Source organism: Micromonospora qiuiae (assembly GCF_016863555.1).
GTDB classification, from domain to species: Bacteria; Actinomycetota; Actinomycetes; order Mycobacteriales; family Micromonosporaceae; genus Micromonospora; species Micromonospora qiuiae.
This window is the reverse complement of sequence record NZ_BOPC01000116.1, coordinates 1-17685: the sequence shown is the minus strand read 5'-3', so window position 1 is coordinate 17685 and position 17685 is coordinate 1. Positions and strand designations below refer to the sequence as shown.

Here is a 17685-nt window from a genome sequence, read left to right as displayed (position 1 = left end):
CTCCGGCGGTGGGGTGCCCCACCAGGGCGGCCTGGTGCAGACCCCGAACGGGGCCTGGTACTACATGGCCTTCACCGACGCCTACCCGGGCGGGCGGATGCCGACGTTGGCGCCGATCACCTGGACCGCCGACGGCTGGCCCCAGGTGCAGACGGTCAACGGCGCCTGGGGAGTGAACTACCCCAACCCGCTGCCACTGCGCCCGGTCAAGCCCCTCACCGGCGTCGACACCTTCGCCGGCACCACCCTCGGCCCACAGTGGGAGTGGAACCACAACCCGGACAACAGCCGGTGGTCGGTGAACAACGGGCTGCGCCTGCAGACCGCCACGGTGACCAACGACCTCTACCGGGCCCGCAACACGATCACCCACCGCATCCAGGGGCCGACCTCCACGGCGACCGTCGAACTCGACTACTCGACGATGCGCGACGGCGACCGCACCGGGCTCGCCATGCTGCGCGACGTCTCCGCCTGGATCGGGGTCCGGCGCGACAACGGGGCGACCCGGGTCGTCATGACCAACGGGCTGAGCATGAACAACAACTGGGACACCAGCAGCACCGGCAGCGAGATCGCCAGCGCCTCGGTCTCCGGCGGCCGGATCTGGCTACGCGCCAACGCCGACATCAGACCGGGCTCCGGCCGGCAGGCGCGCTTCTCGTACAGCACCGACGGGGTCAACTTCGTCTCGTTGGGCAACGCCCTGACGCTCAACAACAACTGGACGTTCTTCATGGGGTACCGGTTCGCCATCTTCAACCACGCCACTCAGGCACTGGGCGGCGCGGTGACCGTGCGACGCTTCGAGCTGGCCACGCCGTGACGTAGCACAGGCGGCCTCGGAACGGGTGCGGCGTTCTCCTCCGGCAGCGCCGCCCACCGGGAGAAAGGTCACCGAAAACGGTGACGTGCGGGTGGCACCCCACTCGGCGCCACCCGCACACCCGTGGCCCGTGTCGTACTCCGTTGGGGAGTACGACACGGGCCACGCCACGCGCGCGCAGTGCCCTCCCCCCGCCCCGGCGATCTTGCACTTTTCGTCCCCACAAAAGCCTCAGATCGGGTATATAGGCGACCGAAAGTGCAAGATCGCCGGGGCGGGGGTGGGGGCGTGGTGAGGGCGGAGGGAGGGAGGGGGGTGGGGTGGCGGGGGAGCGTTGTGCCTTGGTTGGGCACGCTGGGAATGCGGCCGGCCCATTGGCGCCGGTCATGACACTCAACTCTCCGAACCGGCCCGACCTGTCGGCGATTGGAGTCATCGCTGGCGTAGACTATCGGTGATCTAGCGCTGGCCACCCGGCGGGCACGGGCCGGCGTGGGCGCGGCGAGAGGGATCGTGAATCAAGGCCGCTCCGGTCATCGTCGACGGGCTGCGGCGACCCACGGGCGGGAGTATGAAATGGCCGTACGCGATCCTGCGATGACGGACGTGGCTCGCCTCGCTGGCGTTTCCCATCAGACGGTTTCGCGAGTGCTCAATGGCCACCCGAACGTGCGTGAGCAAACCCGGCTGCGGGTCCAGGCGGCAATAGCCGAACTGGGTTACCGGCCGAACCGGGCAGCCCGTGCCCTGGTCACCGGTCGCTCTCAAGTGATCGGCGTGGTCGCGCAGAACACCACCCTGTACGGGCCGGCCTCGCTGCTCGCCGCCTTGGAGCAGACAGCTGCGGAAGCGGGATTCGCGGTCAGCGTGGGCAGTGTGCGTGATCTCGACCACCGGTCGATCTCCGCCGCCGTGGAGCGGCACCTGGCTCACCGGGTCGCCGGCATCGTGGTGATCGCGCCGGTGGAGTCGGCCGGCGAAGCGCTCGAACGCCTACCCAAAGACGTTCCGCTGGTGACCGTCGACGGTGACCCCCACCGGCCCATGCCGTCGGTGACGGTCGACCAGGCCGCCGGGGCCCGAGCCGCCACCGAGCACCTGCTCGACGCCGGGCATCGTACGGTCTGGCACGTTTCCGGGCCGGCCGACTGGTTCGACAGCGCGGGCCGCATCGAGGGTTGGCGGGCGGCTCTGCTCGCGGCAGGCGCGGAGATTCCGCCGCTGGTGCCCGCGGACTGGTCGGCCGCGGCCGGCTACCGGTGCGGGCAGATGCTGGCCCGGATGCCGGACGTCACCGCGGTCTTCACCGCCAACGACCACCTCGCCCTCGGGGTGCTGCGGGCCCTGCACGAGCACGGCCGCCGCGTGCCGGACGAGATCAGTGTGGTCGGCTTCGACGACGTCCCGGAAGCCGCGTACTTCATCCCGCCGCTGACCACCGTGCGGCCGGACTTCGACGCGGTGGCCCGGGCGAGCCTGGAGATGCTGCTGGCGCAGATCGAGTCGGACAGCGGCGGCGCGTTGCGCGAGACCATCGCGCCAACCCTGGTAGCCCGCCAGAGCGTCGCCAAACCACCCTCCCGCTGACCACCGCCTTCCGCCCCCCACCCGGCCCGTCTTGGATGGCCGGGGCGGGCCGGGTGGGGTGGCCGGGGCAGGTGGGGTGGCTGGGGCTGGAGTGGGTGGGTCATGTAGTCCTAGATGAAACGCCACCGGTGGTCGGCGGCACCGTTGTCGTCCCAGAGAATGATCTGGGTGCCCTGGCTCGACGACGCGCCGTTGACGCCGAGGACGCGCCCGCCGTTGGCGGACTGGATGCGGAAGTAGCCGTTCGCGCCGTACCGCAGTCGCCAGCGGTTGCTGGCCGCGCCGTTGTCGGCCCACTGCACCACCCGGGCGCCGTTGGCGCTGCCGCCGTTCTCCACCCCCAGCACCTTGCCGCTGTGCGAGTTGCGCAGCCGCAGGTAGCCGCCGCTGTCCACCACCGCGGTCCAGAGGTGGTCGGCGGTGCCGGTGTCGCCCCACTGGATCACCAGTCCGCCGTCAGCGGTGGACATGTTCTGCACCCCGAGCACGAGACCGGTGGCCAGGTTCTGGATCCGGCGAGCCCCGTTGGGAACGAACCGCCACTGGTTGTCCGGCGTGCCGTTGTCGGGGTCCTGCACCACCCGGGCACCCTGCGCGGTCGAGCCGCCCAGGACGGCCAGCAGCTTGCCGCTGTGCCCGTTGCGGATCTTGTGCGAGCCATCGCCGGAGTCCACGATGGTCCACCGGTGGTCGGCCGTGCCGGTGTCCGACCATTGCAGGACCTGCGCGTTGTCGGCGGTCGACATGTTCTGTACGCCGAGCACCTTGCCGCTGTTGGCGTTGCGGAACCGCACCGCGCTGCCGTCGACCACCAGTTGCCAATCGTGGTCGGCGGTGCCGTTGTCGCCCCACTGCAACGCCGGGGCACCGTCGGCGGTGGACATGTTCTCGATGCCCAGCACCAGGCCACTGGCGACGTTGACCAGGCGGAAGGTGGCACCGGCGGTTCCGGTCTGACCGCCCGTGCTCCAGTAGACGGTGTAGTTGTGCCCGTGCGCGTCGTAGAACGGGATCAGGTTGACCTGCGACCCGTTGGCCGTGGCGGTGAAGGTGAGCGCCGAGGTGCTGGTGCGGGTGACCGAGGAGGCGGAGAGCACCGGTAGCGCCGACAGCGCGGTGTTGCCGTAGTTGCCGGAGAGCACCGCCGGGCCGTAGGTGAGCGCCACGACGTTCGGGTTGTCGTTCGTCGGCTCCGGGATCACCCGCATCGGCAGGCGTACGGTCACCGTGTCGCCGGCGGCCCAGGAGCGGGTGAGGACGGCGTACGTGCCCGGCGTGGTGGCGATGTCCTGCGGGGTGCCGTTGACGCTGACCGTGGCGCCCTGCGTCCAACCGGGGATGCGGATCCGCATGGTCCACGAGCCGCCGACGTTGCCGGTGACGGTGAGCGTCGTGGTGTCGCTGGCCGGGTAGCCGGTGGACTGGGTGACCGTGATGCCGCGCTGCGACCAGTCCAGCACCGACGGCATGAACAGGTTCACCGTCAGCGTGCTGCCGTTGTGGAAGTAGATCGAGTCCATCAACGTGGTGTTGCTCTCCAGCCCGGTGCCCTGGCAGCACCAGAAGGAGTTGTAGTCCGTACTCCAGGTGCCACCGCCCCAGGACGGACCCACGCCGCGCCGCCCGCCCGGTTGCAGCGGCGTGAAGTAGGTGATGTGGCCGTGGTTGTCGGCCGGGTTCTGCGCGCCGACGAGGTGGTTGAGCAGCGCCCGTTCGTAGAAGTCGACGTACGCGACCCGGTTCGGGTCGAGCAGCCACAGCTCCCGGGTCAGCTTGAGCATGTTGTACGTGTTGCAGTGCTCACAGGTGTCGTTGCGCAGGTACCCGGAGATCGCGTTGGGCGCGCGGAAGTGCTCCGCCTGGCTGTTGCCGCCGATCGCGTACGTGCGGGTGTTGACGGTGATGTTCCACGCGTTGCTGGCGATGTCGCGGTAGCGGGTGGTGCCGGTGGCCTTGAACTCGCGGGCCGCGCCGATCCATTTCGGGATCTGGGTGTTGGCGTGCAGCCCGTTGAGTTGATCCTGGTTGGCCGCGAGCGGGTTGAACACGGCGGCGTGGTCGAACCGCTGGGCGACGGTCAGCCAGCGGCCGTCACCGGTCTGCTGGTACAGGTCGGTCAGCACCGCGTTCATTCCGCCGAACTCGGTGCCCAGCATGGACTGCATCTGCGCCGAGGTGAGCCGGCCGGTACGCCAGTCGACCCAGCCGGCGAGCGCCAGCAGCACGTCGCGGGCCTGGGTGTTGCCGATGTGTCGCCACACGTCGAGCAGCCCGACGAGGGTCTTGTGGATCGTGTAGTACGGCACGTTGCCGTTGTTCAGCGTGCGATTCTCCACGGCGGTGAAGTCGGACTCGGGGTAACCGCACAGATATCCGGCGTTGAATCCGGCGGCGGCGTTGTTGGCCTGGCACTTGGCCAACTCGGCCACCATCTGGTTGGCCTTGTCCCGGCAGGTGGTGTCGCCGAGCACCGCCCACATGTGCGACCAGGCGGTCAGGAAGTGGCCCTGGGAATGGGTGCGGAAGGGGAAGGTGGGCGCCTCCCAGCCGCCGAGCGCGGCAGCGCCTCCGGTGGAGAGGCGGTGGTTGGCGCGGAAGTTGTAGAGCAGCCGGTTGACGTCGACGAAGCGCAGGTAGTTCAACGTGCGGTTCTGGTTGTCCAGCCAGCGGCTGGCGGTCAGCCGCACCTGGCCCAGGTCGAAGGCGTACGCGGAGACGCCGAGGTCGGGCCGGGCCGGGGGGATCGCCGCATGGGCGGTGCCGCCGCGCAGGGCGGGGCCGACCGCGGTGGCGAGGGCCGCCGCGCCGGCGACCTGGAGCACGTGGCGGCGGTTGAGCGACGGGTTGGGCATGACGGCCTCCGGGATTCTGTGGGGGAGGGGAGACTGTCACCCCTCGCGCCGGCCCGCACATAGCCGCATCGATCAATGCGACTAATGTCGATGTTATCGCTAACATAATGAGTCGTTGACAGCTGCGCAACCCTCGCGTTTCCAGTGCGACACATCGGGCGGGAGATTCACGCGGGGCGACCGGGCAGAGCGGCACCGCCGCCCGTTCCGCGGTCGCGACGACTTGACCCTCGACCTCGTCGAGGCCGGACAGTGCCAATCGCACGACACCGACGAGGGGACCTCACCGACATCGGCCGGCGTGCTCGACTCAGGGAGGCTTCGTGGTGGCGACAACCGGCAGCCGGACGGCGCTGCCACGGACGTACTGGACGTGGCTCGGCGGTGCGACGCTGTCCCTGCTCGGCGTGCAGGCCATGGCCTTCGCGATGGCCTGGGTGGCGGCCGGGCAGGGAGGTCGCTTCGCCGCGCTGGTGATCAGCGCGATCGTCCTGCCCCGGGTGCTGCTGCTGTTGGTCGGTGGCACGGTGGCCGACCGGTTCGGCGCCTGGGCCGTCATGGTGGTCTCGGACGCGGTGATGATCGTGGTCATGCTGGTGCTGGCCGTCGCCGTGTGGTGGTCGGCCGATCCGCGGCTGCCGCTGCTGCTGGCCGCCCTGGCCATCGGCATCGTGGACGCGTTCTACCTGCCGAGCACGGGCTCCATGCCCCGGCGGCTGGTGCCGGTGGCCGGACTGGCCCGGGCGATGTCGGCCCGTCACCTGGCCGGCCAGGTGGCCCTGTTCGCCGGGCCAGCGGTGGGCGGCCTGGTCCTGGTCGCGGCCGGACTCGCCGGGGTGGCGCTGGCCAACGCCGCCACGTTCGCGGTGCTGCTGGCGGTCCTGGTGGCCCTGCGACCGTACGCGGTGGACAGCCAGGACGGCGGCGTGCCGGAGCCGGCGCAACCGGTGTGGCGGGCCGCGCTGGACGGGCTGCGGCTCGCCGCGTCGCACGCCGTACTGCGGCCCGTGCTGCTGCTGGTCGGGATCGCTGCCGGCTTCCTGCTGCCGGTCACCGGACTGCTGGTGCCGTTGCTGGCCCGGGAGCGGGCGTGGCCGCCGCAGGCCGCCGCCACGATCGTCGCGGCACTGGCGCTGGGTACGGCGAGCATCGCGGTGCTCGTGCTGGTGCGTGGCGCGCTGGCCGAGCCGCACCGGGCGGCCGTCGCCAGCCTCCTGGTGGCTGCCGTCGGCGTGGCCGCGCTGGCGACCGCCGCATCGCCTTCGGGAGCGGTCGCGGCCGGGGTGCTGATCGGTCTGGGATCGGGCGGGTTCGCCACCCACGTCGGACCACTGGTGCTGGCGGTCACGCCGGCCACCCACCTGTCCCGGGTGCAGGCCGTTCTCGCGCTCGTGCAGAACCTGCCGCTGGTGCTCACGACGAACGCGCTCGGCTCGCTCGCCGAGGCCACGCGAGCCGCGACCGTGTTGTACGGCTGTGCCGGCGTGCTGGCGACGGCCGCGTTGGCGGCCCTGGCCCCATCCGCCCTGGGCGCTCGAAACTCGGGCTGACCAGGTGGAAAAGTGACTATCGCCAAGGGAAATGCCTGACTAAAGTCAGCAATCATGGATCGTCAACTGGTCGACGTGGTGCGGCGCTTCAACCGCACGGTGACCCAGCGCGTCGGTGCGCTGGACGACAGCTATCTCGCCCGCGACCGGCCGCTGGCCCAGTCGCGCCTGCTCTGGGAGATCGGCCCGGCCGGTGCCGAGGTCGCGGCCCTGCGCACCCGGCTCGACCTCGACGCCGGCTACCTCAGCCGCCTGCTGCGTACGCTGGAGGGTGCGGGTCTGGTCGTGGTCGGCCCGACCGGCGGGGACGGGCGGGTGCGCAGCGCCCGACTCACCGAGGCCGGCCGCGCCGAGTGGGACCTGCTCGACCGGATGTCCGACGAGTTGGCCTGGTCGATGCTCGCGCCGCTGCGCGACGGCCAGCGCGGCCGGCTCGTCAGCGCCATGGCTGAGGTGGAGCGGCTGCTGATGGCGTCACTGGTCACCATCGAAGTCTGCCCGCCGAGCGATCCGCGCGCCCGGGCCTGCCTGCGGGCGTACGTGGGGGAGTTGGACGAGCGCTTCGAGAGCGGCTTCGCCGTCACGGTCGGCGACGACGACCACGAACTCGTTCCGCCGGCCGGCGTCTTCCTGGTCGCCACCCTCGCCACCGAGGCGGTGGGCTGTGGCGGGCTGCGGCTGAGCCCCGGTGAACCCGTCGAGATCAAGCGCCTCTGGGTCTCCCGGTCGGTACGCGGCCTCGGCGTCGGCCGGCGGCTGCTCGACGAGTTGGAGCGGCGTGCCGCGGCGGCCGGTGCCGACGCTGTCCACCTCGACACCAACCGCAGCCTCACCGAGGCGATCCAGCTCTACCGCAGCGCGGGTTACCACGAGATCCCGCGTTACAACGCCAACCCGTACGCCCACCACTGGTTCGCCAAGCGTCTGGACGGTGTTGCCGGCCCGAACTGAACGATGGTTCAATTCTCCGTTGCCGCGCACGCACGCTTGGAGTTGTTCCGTGACCACACACGAGGTGTTCAACCAGGTACCACCGCTGGTCGACCACGACACCGCGGACGACGCGGCGCTGCTCGACGGGCTCGCCCGCGAGGGCGCCGGCTGGGCCACCGGCGAGGTGCGCGAACTCGGCCGGCTCGCCGGCAGCGAGCCGGCGATCGAGCACGGTCGGCTGGCCAACGAACACCCGCCGGTGCTGCGCACCCACGACCGCTACGGCCACCGCATCGACGAGGTCGAGTTCCACCCCTCCTGGCACGATCTGATGCGCACCGCCGTCGCGCACGGCCTGCACGCCGCGCCCTGGGCCGACGACCGGGTCGGCGCGCACGTCGCGCGGGCCGCGAAGTTCTACACCTGGCGCCCCGACGCCGGCCACGGGTGCCCGATCTCGATGACCTACGCGGCGGTGCCGGCCCTGCGGCACGCCCCGGACCTGGCCGCACGCTACGAGCCGCTGCTCACCGCCACAGCGTACGACTTCGGGCTGCGGACGCCGCTGACCAAGCGAGGGCTGCTGGCGGGCATGTCCATGACGGAGAAACAGGGCGGCTCCGACGTACGCGCCAACACCACCGCCGCACGGCCGCAGCCGGACGGCAGCTACCGCCTGACCGGGCACAAGTGGTTCACCTCCGCGCCGATGTGCGACGTGTTCCTCACCCTGGCCCAGGCGCCGGGCGGGCTGACCTGCTTCCTGCTCCCGCGCGTGCTCCCCGACGGCAGCCGCAACCCGATGCGCCTGATGCGGCTGAAGGACAAGCTCGGCAACCGGTCCAACGCCTCCAGCGAGGTGGAGTACGACGACGCGGTCGCCTGGCGAATCGGTGACGAGGGCCGGGGCGTACGCACCATCATCGACATGGTCAACCTGACCCGCCTCGACTGCGTGATCGGCGCGGCGGCGGGCATGCGACAGGGCGTGATCACCGCCGCGCACCACGCCGCCCACCGGCGGGCCTTCGGCCGGTACCTCGTCGACCAGCCGCTGATGCGCAACGTCCTGGCCGACCTGGCGGTGGAGTCCGAGGCCGCCACGGTGCTGATGATGCGCCTCGCCGGCGCGACCGACCGGTCCGCGCGCGGTGACGCGACGGAGACCGCGTTCAAGCGGATCGCCCTGGCCGTCGGCAAGTACTGGGTCTGCAAACGCTGGCCGGGGCACGCCGCCGAGGCCCTGGAATGCCTCGGCGGCAACGGCTACGTCGAGGAGTCCGGCATGCCGCGGCTGTTCCGCGAATCGCCGCTGAACTCCATCTGGGAGGGTTCCGGCAACGTCGCCGCCCTGGACGTGCTGCGCGCGCTGGCCGGCCAGCCTGAGGTGATGGCGGCATTCCAGGCCGAGGTGGAGCTGGCGGCAGGTGCCGACCGTCGCCTCGACGCCGCAGTACGCGAGGTGCTCGCCGCCCTGAATGACCCGGCCGACCTTGAGATGCGCGCCCGCCGGGTGGTTGAACAACTCGCCCTGGTGCTCCAGGGTGCACTGCTGGTCCGGCACGGCCACCCGGCCGTCGCCGATGTCTTCTGCGCCTCCCGCCTGGCCGGAGACCACGGCCATGCCTACGGCACCCTGCCCCCCGGCGTCGATTTCGCCGCCATCATCACCCGCGCCACCCCCAAACTGACCTGAGCGAGGTCTCCTCGTAGAAGATCTTGGACGTTCTCGGCCCCCATGGGCGCGACTTCGGTCCACGGAAGCAGGTCCAGCGTTCGAGCAAGGTGCGCCGGCAGGACGTCGCCGATCCCGACCGAAATCGTGCCCCGCGTCCGGCGCGCAGACAGGCGTGAGCGCCCGTCCCCACGTCGGGGCGGGCGCTTTCGCGTTTGTTCTTGAGCGGTGTCCGGACGCTGTGGGACGCTGGTCCGTCGATGCGTTGTCGCGCGCGAGCGACCGTCGCCCGATGGGCAGCCGGGGGCCGTCATGGCCTGCGGCGGGTGGCGGCAGGTGAGTTCGTCGTTTCCTCGTCCGCCTATGCCGAGGCTCTCCAAGGGGCCGGGCCGGGCGGATTTCGCTCGTGACCAACCAAAGGACAACCATGAGAATCCCGAACAGGCACGGTGTTCGATCATTTTCCCTACCACTGTCGCTGACCCGGCGCAGCCGCGCGGCGCTGGTGGCCGGCCTGCTGCTCGGCACCGGCGTGTTGACCGGCATCAACGCCCCGAGCGCCGGCGCGGCGAGTGCGCCGGTGACGGTGACCGTGAACGCGCGGGCCGGGCTGGCCACCGTGCCCGACACCGCACTCGGCGTCAACCACGCCATCTGGGACCAGCACCTGGGCACCAACGAGACGTCGGATCTGCTCCGCGCCGCCGGTGTGCAGATGATGCGCTACCCCGGCGGCTCGTACGCCGACATCTATCACTGGCGCGACCACACCGCGCCCGGCGGCTACGTCGCGCCCGGCACCGACTTCGACACCTTCATGGCCGCGACGCGGCGGGTCGGTGCCGAGCCGATGATCATCGCGAACTACGGCACGGGCACGCCGGCCGAAGCCGCCGACTGGGTGCGCTACGCCAACGTGACGAAGCGGTACGGTGCCCGGTACTGGACGGTCGGCAACGAGAACTACGGCAACGGGCACTACGGATCCGCCTGGGAGGCCGACCACCATCCCGACAAGAGCGCCACCTACTACGCGAATCTGGTCGTCGAGTACGCCGAGGCGATGAAGGCCGTCGACCCGACCATCAAGGTCGGCGCGGTGCTGACCATGCCGGCCAACTGGCCGGACGGCCTGACCGCCGGTGACGATCCCGGCCCATGGAACCAGACCGTGCTCTCCATCGCCGGACCGAAGATCGACTTCGTCGACGTGCACTGGTACCCGGGCGGCACCGCCGCCGAGTCGCTGCCCCGGACCAGTCACATCCCCGACGCGGTCCACCTGCTCCGGCAGCAGATCGCCCGGTACGCCGGTCCGGACGCCTCGCGGATCGGGATCAGCCTCACCGAGATGAACGCCACGGCCGACGGCATGACCAGCCAACCGGCCGCGCTGTTCCTGGCCGACGCCTACAGCGGGCTGCTGGCCAACGGTGTCTTCACAGTGCACTGGTGGAACGTGCACAACGGCATCGGCCGGGTGACGACCGTGGCGGGACAGACCGACTACGGCGACTTCGGGCTGCTCTCCAGCGGCACCTGCACCTCCGACGGCGCGGTCTGCGAACCGCCGGTGAACACGCCCTTCGCGGCGTACCACGGGCTGTCCATGATGAGCCGCTTCGCGAAGACCGGCGACCAGTTCATCCGCGCCGACACCGACCAGCCGCTGGTGACCGCGCACGCCGTCAGGCGCGGCAACGGTGATGTGGCGGTGCTGCTGGTGAACAAGGATCCGGACAACGCCCACCCGGTCACCATCGACTACGCCGGCTTCGCCCCGTCGAGCGCCGCGCCGACGGTCCACACCCACACCAACGGCGCCACCGCCATCGCCACCGGCCAGAGCGGCAGCGCGACCAGCCGGACCCTGCCGCCGTACTCGCTGACCACCCTCGTGGTCCGCCCGGCAACTGCGGCGACCGGCGCACCCGGCGCACCCGGTCAACCCACCGCCAGCGCGGTCACCGACCGGAGCGCGACCATCTCCTGGCCTGCGGCCACTCCGGGCGGTAGCCCGATCGCCAAGTACGAGGTCCACCGGCAGTACGGCGCGGTCAGCGAGCAGCTCGGCGAGACCGCCGGCACTTCGCTCACCGTCGGCAACCTCAACCCGGGCAGCCGGTACACGGTCAACGTGCTGACCCGCGACACCGCCGGTCGGATCTCCTGGGCCTCACCGCCGCTGACCTTCACCACCAGCAGCCCGGCCAGCAGCGCGTGCGGGGTCCGCTTCACTAACGACACGGACTGGGGCAACGGCTACGTGGCGACGGTGGAGATCGTCAACAACGCCGAGCGGCCGATCAACGGCTGGACGCTGACCTGGACCTGGCCGACGTCGTGGCAGCGGGTGGGCAGCGGCTGGAACGCGAACTGGGAACAGACCGGCACCAACGTCCGGGTGACCAGCACCGACGACAGCCGTCAACTCGCCGCCGGAGGCACGGTGAGCGTCGGCTTCGTCGGCGAGTACAGCGGACCCAACGTCCTGCCGGCGGCCTTCCGGCTCAACGGCGCGCTCTGCACCGCGCTCTGATGCCTGCGCGGTAGGCAACGACCGGTGCCCCGGCCGCAGGACGGCCGGGGCACCGGGGGAGGGGGCGAGGTCAGGAACAGGCGGCCCCGTTGAGAGTGAACCGGTTGGGTGCGGTGTTGGTGCCGGTGTGGGTGGCCTGTAGACCGAAGCTGATGCTCTGGTTGGCCCCGATCGTGCCGTTGTAAGCAACATTTCGGGCGGTCACCTGGTTGCCGCTCTGGGTCACCGTGGCGTTCCAGGCGTTGGTGACCTGCTGGCTGTTGGGCCAGGTCCACTGCACCGTCCAGCCGTTGACCGGGCTCGTGCTGGTGTTGGTGACGGTGATGTTGGCGACCAGCCCGTTGTTCCACGAGTCGGCCGTGTACTGCACCCGGCAGGACGTCGAGCCGGGCGGCGGCGTGGTCGGCGGCGGCGGTGCGGTGGTCGGCGGCGGGGGTGGTGCGGTGGTGGGCGGGGGTGGTGCGGTGGTGGGCGGCGGCGGTGCGGTGGTGGGCGGCGGCGGTGCGGTGGTGGGCGGCGGCGGGTTGCTGCCGGTCAGGCCGAAGAACTCGATGGCGACCCGGGCCATGCCGGTCGACGGAAGGCTGTGCCCGGCGCCCTGGATGGCGTACGCCTCCACCCGCACCGTGCCCGACGAGTCGGCGAAGCGGCGGCGGTTCCAGTTGGCCTGCGGGGTGTCCGTGGACGTGGGGGTCTGGCTCAACCCGGCCACGTTCGTCCACTGCTCCACCGCCTCCTGGAGGAGCTGGAACGGGATCAGATTGTCGGCGGTGCCGTGCCACAGCTGCACGCGGGGGCGAGGCCCGCTGTAGCCGGGGTAGGCCTGCCGAACGGCGTCGCCCCACTGCTGCGGGGTCCGGTCCATCCGGCCGTTGACGCACTGGCTGTTGGTGGGCGGGAAGTCAGCGGCGTTGGCGAAGCAGGTGAAGGGGACACCCATGAACGCCGCGCCGGCCTTGTACACGTCCGGGTAGAGCGCCATCAGGGCCTGCGTCATCATTCCGCCCGACGAACTGCCGGTGGCGAACACCCGCTGCAGGTCGCCGCCGTACTGCCGCTGCGCGTAGTTGACCATCGACATGATGGAGACCGGGTCGCTACCGCCGTCGCGCCGTTTGGATGCGGCGGACCACACGTCGAAGCAGTTGCCGAAGCCGGCCTGCTGCGTCGCGGTGGGGTAGATGACCAGGAAGCCGTACTGGTCGGCGAGCCGGGCGAACTCGCTGCCGGAGTAGAAGCCGGGACCTGACCCGCCGCAGCCGTGCATGGCCACCACGATCGCGGGATTCGCCGGCCGGTTGTCCGGCGCGTAGATGTGCATCCGCATGTTCCCCGGGTTGCTGCCGAAGTTCGTCACCTCGACCAGGGACGCGGCAGCGGCCGGCGACGGGGCCAGGACGATGCCCGCCACGGCGAAGAGGAGCGCGGCGGCCAGCGATGCCAGCGCCGCTGTGGTTCGTTTCACGTTGACCTCCATGGACTACGGATCGACACCGGACCGTGCCCACGGTGAACACGGCGCCGAGGCGCCCGCCACCGAGGAAAGAGGACCGGTATCGCGATACGGGAGGTGTTGCCCTACGGAACGCGGCGTCCGTCCACCTCGCCCTGCCAACGGTGCATATCGTGCCAATCCGCAGCTAGCGCGTAGCCAAAGTATGGGTCAGCGTCGATGGGTGCGGCAAGATGCTTGCAGATATCGATAGTTTCGGTCTTCCATGATCGCGGTTCTCCATGATCGAGCGTTCGGGTAGGCCGCGATCACCCACCCGGGCAGCCACGACCGCCGCTGATCGGAATGCACTGCGTGGTGCGGGGCGTCGGCTCCTCATCGCTCGGGGTGTGGCCGATCAACGGTGCCGTGGCCGCGCTTCCGGCGATCGAGACGGCGAAATAGATCAGCGCCATCCCCACCAGGGACCAGAGGAAACGGCGCGTCCACTCCTGGTCGCCGACGAGCCCGGCGAGCAGTGCCCCGACCACCGGCAGCGCCAGATTGAGCAGCAGCGCGGTGCTCAGAATGGTGTCGGTGGTCGTCCCGAATCCCTCCGCCGCCGACCTGGTGGGCAGGTACGGCGACGAGGTGCGCCGGACCAGACCCACGACGAGCAGGAACGGTACGCCGTAGAGCCAGGTGCACAGCAGTACGCTGAATCCGACGCGCTTCATCGGCCACCGTGCCAGAGCATGCCGATCGCCGCCGCGGCCACGACGCTGCCCAGCGCCGCCAGGGTGCCGGTGACGATCGAGGAGGAGACCCAGCGCGCGAGCAGGGCGGTGACCGGCAGCGTAATGATCAGCAGAGCCGCGAGAACCGGCCCGGCGATGATCATCAGCAGGATGACTTCCTGACCCGGCGTCATGCAACTGAACACCGCTGCGCAGTCTCGATCCGGTGCAACCGGTATCCCGGCCCGACCGACGAGAACCGCGGCGATCGCGGTGGCATACCACCCCAGCGCCACAAGCAGACTCAACCCAAACGACGCCCTACGTCGTGTCTTCACACCATCCATGCCCGCGAGGCTGGCACGGCATCGGGGCCTGGAGTATCCGCACGCGTACTCATTCCGGAACCGATAGCTTTCACGGCGGGTCGTGGTGCTGCAGGAGCGGGAAGCGGAAGCGCGGCGATTCTTCGGTGACGCCCTCGCCGAGCAACTCGAGTTCAACTTCAACGTCTGATCGTCGCGCTGGGTGACCGCGTCTCCACCAATAAGCGAATGGCGTGACTCGCAGCCGTATTCCGTGCTCGACCACGAGTGGCGTCCGGCAAGCCGCAGCAACTAAGCTCTTCGCACCGTTTATCCATTGAAGGAGCTGATGGGATGGATCTTGCGGATCTCAGGCGGGCGGCCAAGCGGTCAGGCTGGGTGACATCCTCTGGAGACGTTGAGACCGTCCGAAGTGCAGCGACGAAGCTTGGGTGGCGGGAAGTGGCAACCCGCAGAGGAGATCCGCCCGTTGCCGAGCTGCGGCCCACAAAAGCCGATGATGCCCACCCCCAGTCGTTGAGCGCCGCCTACGGACTGGGCGCGCAGCCTCTTCATACGGACGGCGCTCATCTTCGACGGCCTCCGGACCTCGTCATTCTGGCTGCCCAAGAGCCAAGCGGGACACCGACGATGCTTTGGAGTTCCTCCTCGAAGCTAACTAACCCCAATTACCCATGGCCAATTCTCCCTGCGTTTATGGGCAGTGGCCTATTCGTAGTCAGGGGTGGCGTGGAGAGCTTCCTCGCTGCTGCGTATTCTGCTCCAAGAGGTTTTCGATACGATCCCGGGTGTATGGCTCCTTGTGACGAGCGAGCGCGACGCACAATGCAGTTCTTTGAGGAAGCCCTCACTCATGCTATCGACATGAGTGGTCGACCGCGAATCAGTTGCTGATAATAGACAACCGTTCCTCTTTGCATGCGCGAGCGGCCGTCGACGCTAGCGACAATGGACGCGTTCTCCGCAGGGTATGCTTCTATTTGCCGGAGGAGAAGTGACCTCTTCTGAGTATGATGACGAAGCCCTATGGCTTAAGGCCAAGTTGTTCCTAAATCATGCAATGGACGACGAGCCCAGGGCGTTCGACGAGAGGGCCCTCTGGGCTTCGTTGGCGCTAGAGTTACTCGCAAAGGCGGCGCTATCCCGCGTATTGCCACTTCTCATTGCGTCGCCGACGGAGGATGGTGGGAATCTGCTAGTTGCAAGCGGCTTGGTCGAAGGGGAGGGAAGGTTCACTTCAGTCAAGGCGCACACCTTGTATAGTCGCTGCCAGAAGGCGTTTAGACCCTTCAGCGAGCGCGATGCCCAGCAAATTACGTGGGCCAGAAATCCCTATCTCCACGGCGGCTGTCCAACTTTCACACCGATTCCCCCGGACGCTTGGTGGCCCCGCTTTTGGGCGCAGGCCGCAATCCTCGTAAATGCGCAGGATAAGTCGTTAGATGAGCTGGTTGGCTCTGATCGGCTGTCCATCGTTGAAAAGCACCTTGCTCAGAACAAGAAGAACATTGAGCATCGATTTGAGATGTTAATTGAGCGGGCGCGGCAGCGTCTGGCGCAATTTAGGGCGGGAAGTCTCCCGGCTCGATTGGCTAGAGAGTGGGCGAACCCGGCAGACCTCAGCTTGGGCTGGGACTATCGGACTGACCAGGCTTGTCCGGCGTGCGGCTCCGTCGGCGTGCTTGAGGGAGCCGACGCTGAGAGCCGCGAGGTGAAGTATGACGAGTTGGACGAGCACTATTATGACGTGCTGCTGGAACTGACCATCTCTGCCGAACACTTCAGTTGCGAAACCTGCCGTCTCGTTCTTGATACGAGAGAGCTCATTGAGGCAGCGGAACTGCCGGCGACATTCGTGACTGAAGGCGACTTTCGGGATTACGAGGACGACGATTACGGCAATGACTAGCCAAGATCACGTCGGCTCGGCATCTTCTGCCTGGTCCTGACCGGGATGGTCTTCCTGTGGTGGGTCAGTCCGGACGACTCCGCAGCGCCCGCGTCGTCTTCACCGGCGGTAGGTCGCGGGCGGACGAGAAGTGTGCAGTGATGGGGGGCGTGTGTGCCGGCGCAGGCGGCGGTGAGGCATGGGTGACTATCTGAGTGACGACGGGTACGAACGGCGGAGGACGTCTACGGACCGCCAGGGACGGTTGCTGCAGCTAGATTCTCCTGGCAAGGCAGGTCAGCGAGCCCTGTTGGTTGCCTGGGGGTCAAGGGGTCGACGAGGGTCAGGTCCAGGCCGTCACCAGGCCGCCGGAAGTCGATCGAGAGCGACCAACGACGACTACTGGTGACGACGTCTGCCCAAGTGGCAAGGCTTGGCCGGCCCGATGACCAGGCCGGCAGGGGCCGCCTTACCTGTAGTTGGTGTATCGGTGATACGTAGGCATCTCATGATGTAGGGGCTGGAGTTTCTGACTTGGGCGGCGGGTTGATATAGGTGGGCGCGGCGTTCGTTGTGCTTGGACGAGCCGCTTCTTTAGCAATCGCCTCGATCTGCTCCGGCGACATGGAAACACCGGCCAATTGCATTGCAGTTGCTACCTTGACGGCATCTCGAAGAGAGGGCGAAACGATGCTGTTTGCCGAGACCATGCCAGCGATGAACTTTATCTCCCTGTCGCGATCATCGCGAAGCTTGTCGATCAGTTGCATCATCAATCCTCGGGCATTGTCGGCTCGGCGAAAGAATAAATACCCAACACCTTGCGTGACGAGTCCGACTGCTCCCGAAATGGCTGCTGGCTCTGGGTCCTTCGGATGTGTAAGCAGATAGACGCAAGCGGCAATAATGACGCCAAAGCCAACAACGGCGAATGCGATGCTTGCGATGAAGGTGACGAAGGCTTGCTGATGGCCCTGGGCGTAGTATTTGACAATCAGTCTGGCGTGGCCGTCAGATTGCTGCTGGGCTATCTCGGCTAAGGCTTCCGAGGCTTCGCTACAGTTTCTGAGATCAACATAAATGTTTTGGCCTGGCGAGCCCAGATCTTTTCGCGGATGATTGCTTTCTTCGTCGGCTTGAGAAGCACGCGATTCGCTGGGGTAGTTGGCAGAAGCATCCTCAGGTGGAGGCCGGTCAGCCAACCCCAGAGCTGACATTACTTCGGCTTCGACCGTCTTAACCTTTCTGCGGCTAATCCATTCCACAAAAAGCGAAAAAAGGACCGCTAGCAAGGCCCCAGCGACCGGCGTAACGGTGCTCAGTATTTTAAAGGTGGAGTC

12 protein-coding genes and 1 pseudogene are annotated in these 17685 nt (G+C 68.4%); 8 read left to right on the top strand and 5 right to left on the bottom strand.

All coding sequences use genetic code 11. The features are described 5' to 3' along the window. Together Vqi01_RS28320 and Vqi01_RS28315 are read left to right on the top strand one after the other, a co-directional pair. The coding region (locus Vqi01_RS28320; protein WP_504740175.1) for a beta-xylosidase family glycoside hydrolase at nt 1–826 on the top strand (826 nt) is incomplete at its 5' end. Between the two features lie 597 nt (nt 827–1423). Continuing rightward, nucleotides 1424–2413, top strand: a complete 990-nt coding sequence (locus Vqi01_RS28315; protein WP_204038204.1) for a LacI family DNA-binding transcriptional regulator — start codon at nt 1424–1426, stop codon at nt 2411–2413. Between the two features lie 110 nt (nt 2414–2523). Here Vqi01_RS28315 and Vqi01_RS28310 read toward each other — a convergent pair whose 3' ends face one another. After that, complete coding sequence (locus tag Vqi01_RS28310) at nt 2524–5265, bottom strand: beta-L-arabinofuranosidase domain-containing protein (RefSeq protein WP_204038203.1); 2742 nt, start codon at nt 5263–5265, stop codon at nt 2524–2526. Between the two features lie 323 nt (nt 5266–5588). Here Vqi01_RS28310 and Vqi01_RS28305 point away from each other — a divergent pair, with 323 nt between their 5' ends. The 4 genes from Vqi01_RS28305 to Vqi01_RS28290 all read left to right on the top strand — a co-directional run bounded on the left by Vqi01_RS28305 (nt 5589) and on the right by Vqi01_RS28290 (nt 11962). Continuing rightward, nucleotides 5589–6815 (top strand): MFS transporter, encoded by a 1227-nt coding sequence (locus Vqi01_RS28305; RefSeq protein ID WP_239098726.1) that lies wholly within the window; start codon nt 5589–5591, stop codon nt 6813–6815. Between the two features lie 54 nt (nt 6816–6869). Further along, the gene (locus Vqi01_RS28300) at nt 6870–7766 is read left to right on the top strand and encodes a helix-turn-helix domain-containing GNAT family N-acetyltransferase (RefSeq protein WP_204038202.1); all 897 of its coding nucleotides are present in this window, start codon (nt 6870–6872) and stop codon (nt 7764–7766) included. A gap of 49 nt (nt 7767–7815) precedes the next feature. Further along, nucleotides 7816–9444, top strand: a complete 1629-nt coding sequence (locus Vqi01_RS28295) for an isovaleryl-CoA dehydrogenase (RefSeq protein ID WP_204038201.1) — start codon at nt 7816–7818, stop codon at nt 9442–9444. Between the two features lie 406 nt (nt 9445–9850). After that, entirely contained in the window at nt 9851–11962 is a 2112-nt protein-coding gene (locus tag Vqi01_RS28290) for a cellulose binding domain-containing protein (protein WP_204038200.1), read from the top strand. A gap of 70 nt (nt 11963–12032) precedes the next feature. On the opposite strand, the gene Vqi01_RS28285 is transcribed toward Vqi01_RS28290, so the two are convergent. The 3 genes from Vqi01_RS28285 to Vqi01_RS28275 all read right to left on the bottom strand — a co-directional run bounded on the left by Vqi01_RS28285 (nt 12033) and on the right by Vqi01_RS28275 (nt 14427). Beyond that, nucleotides 12033–13439 carry an extracellular catalytic domain type 1 short-chain-length polyhydroxyalkanoate depolymerase gene (locus tag Vqi01_RS28285; RefSeq protein ID WP_204038199.1) on the bottom strand — a complete coding sequence of 469 codons (1407 nt, stop codon included), beginning with the start codon at nt 13437–13439 and terminating at the stop codon, nt 12033–12035. Between the two features lie 284 nt (nt 13440–13723). Continuing rightward, nucleotides 13724–14131, bottom strand: a complete 408-nt coding sequence (locus Vqi01_RS28280; protein WP_204038198.1) for a hypothetical protein — start codon at nt 14129–14131, stop codon at nt 13724–13726. Continuing rightward, entirely contained in the window at nt 14128–14427 is a 300-nt protein-coding gene (locus Vqi01_RS28275) for a hypothetical protein (protein ID WP_204038197.1), read from the bottom strand. Before Vqi01_RS28275 ends, Vqi01_RS28280 begins: the two co-directional genes overlap by 4 nt. 887 nt (nt 14428–15314) lie before the next feature. Here Vqi01_RS28275 and Vqi01_RS31715 point away from each other — a divergent pair. Beyond that, a pseudogene (locus Vqi01_RS31715) lies at nt 15315–15455 on the top strand (TauD/TfdA family dioxygenase); the annotation flags it as partial. Then, nucleotides 15452–16366 (top strand): hypothetical protein, encoded by a 915-nt coding sequence (locus Vqi01_RS28265; protein ID WP_204038195.1) that lies wholly within the window; start codon nt 15452–15454, stop codon nt 16364–16366. The pseudogene Vqi01_RS31715 and the gene Vqi01_RS28265, both read left to right, overlap by 4 nt. A 485-nt stretch (nt 16367–16851) precedes the next feature. Here the strand turns inward: Vqi01_RS28265 and Vqi01_RS28260 are convergent. Further along, nucleotides 16852–17685: TRADD-N-associated membrane domain-containing protein (locus Vqi01_RS28260; RefSeq protein WP_204038194.1), on the bottom strand; the 834-nt coding region annotated here is incomplete at its 5' end.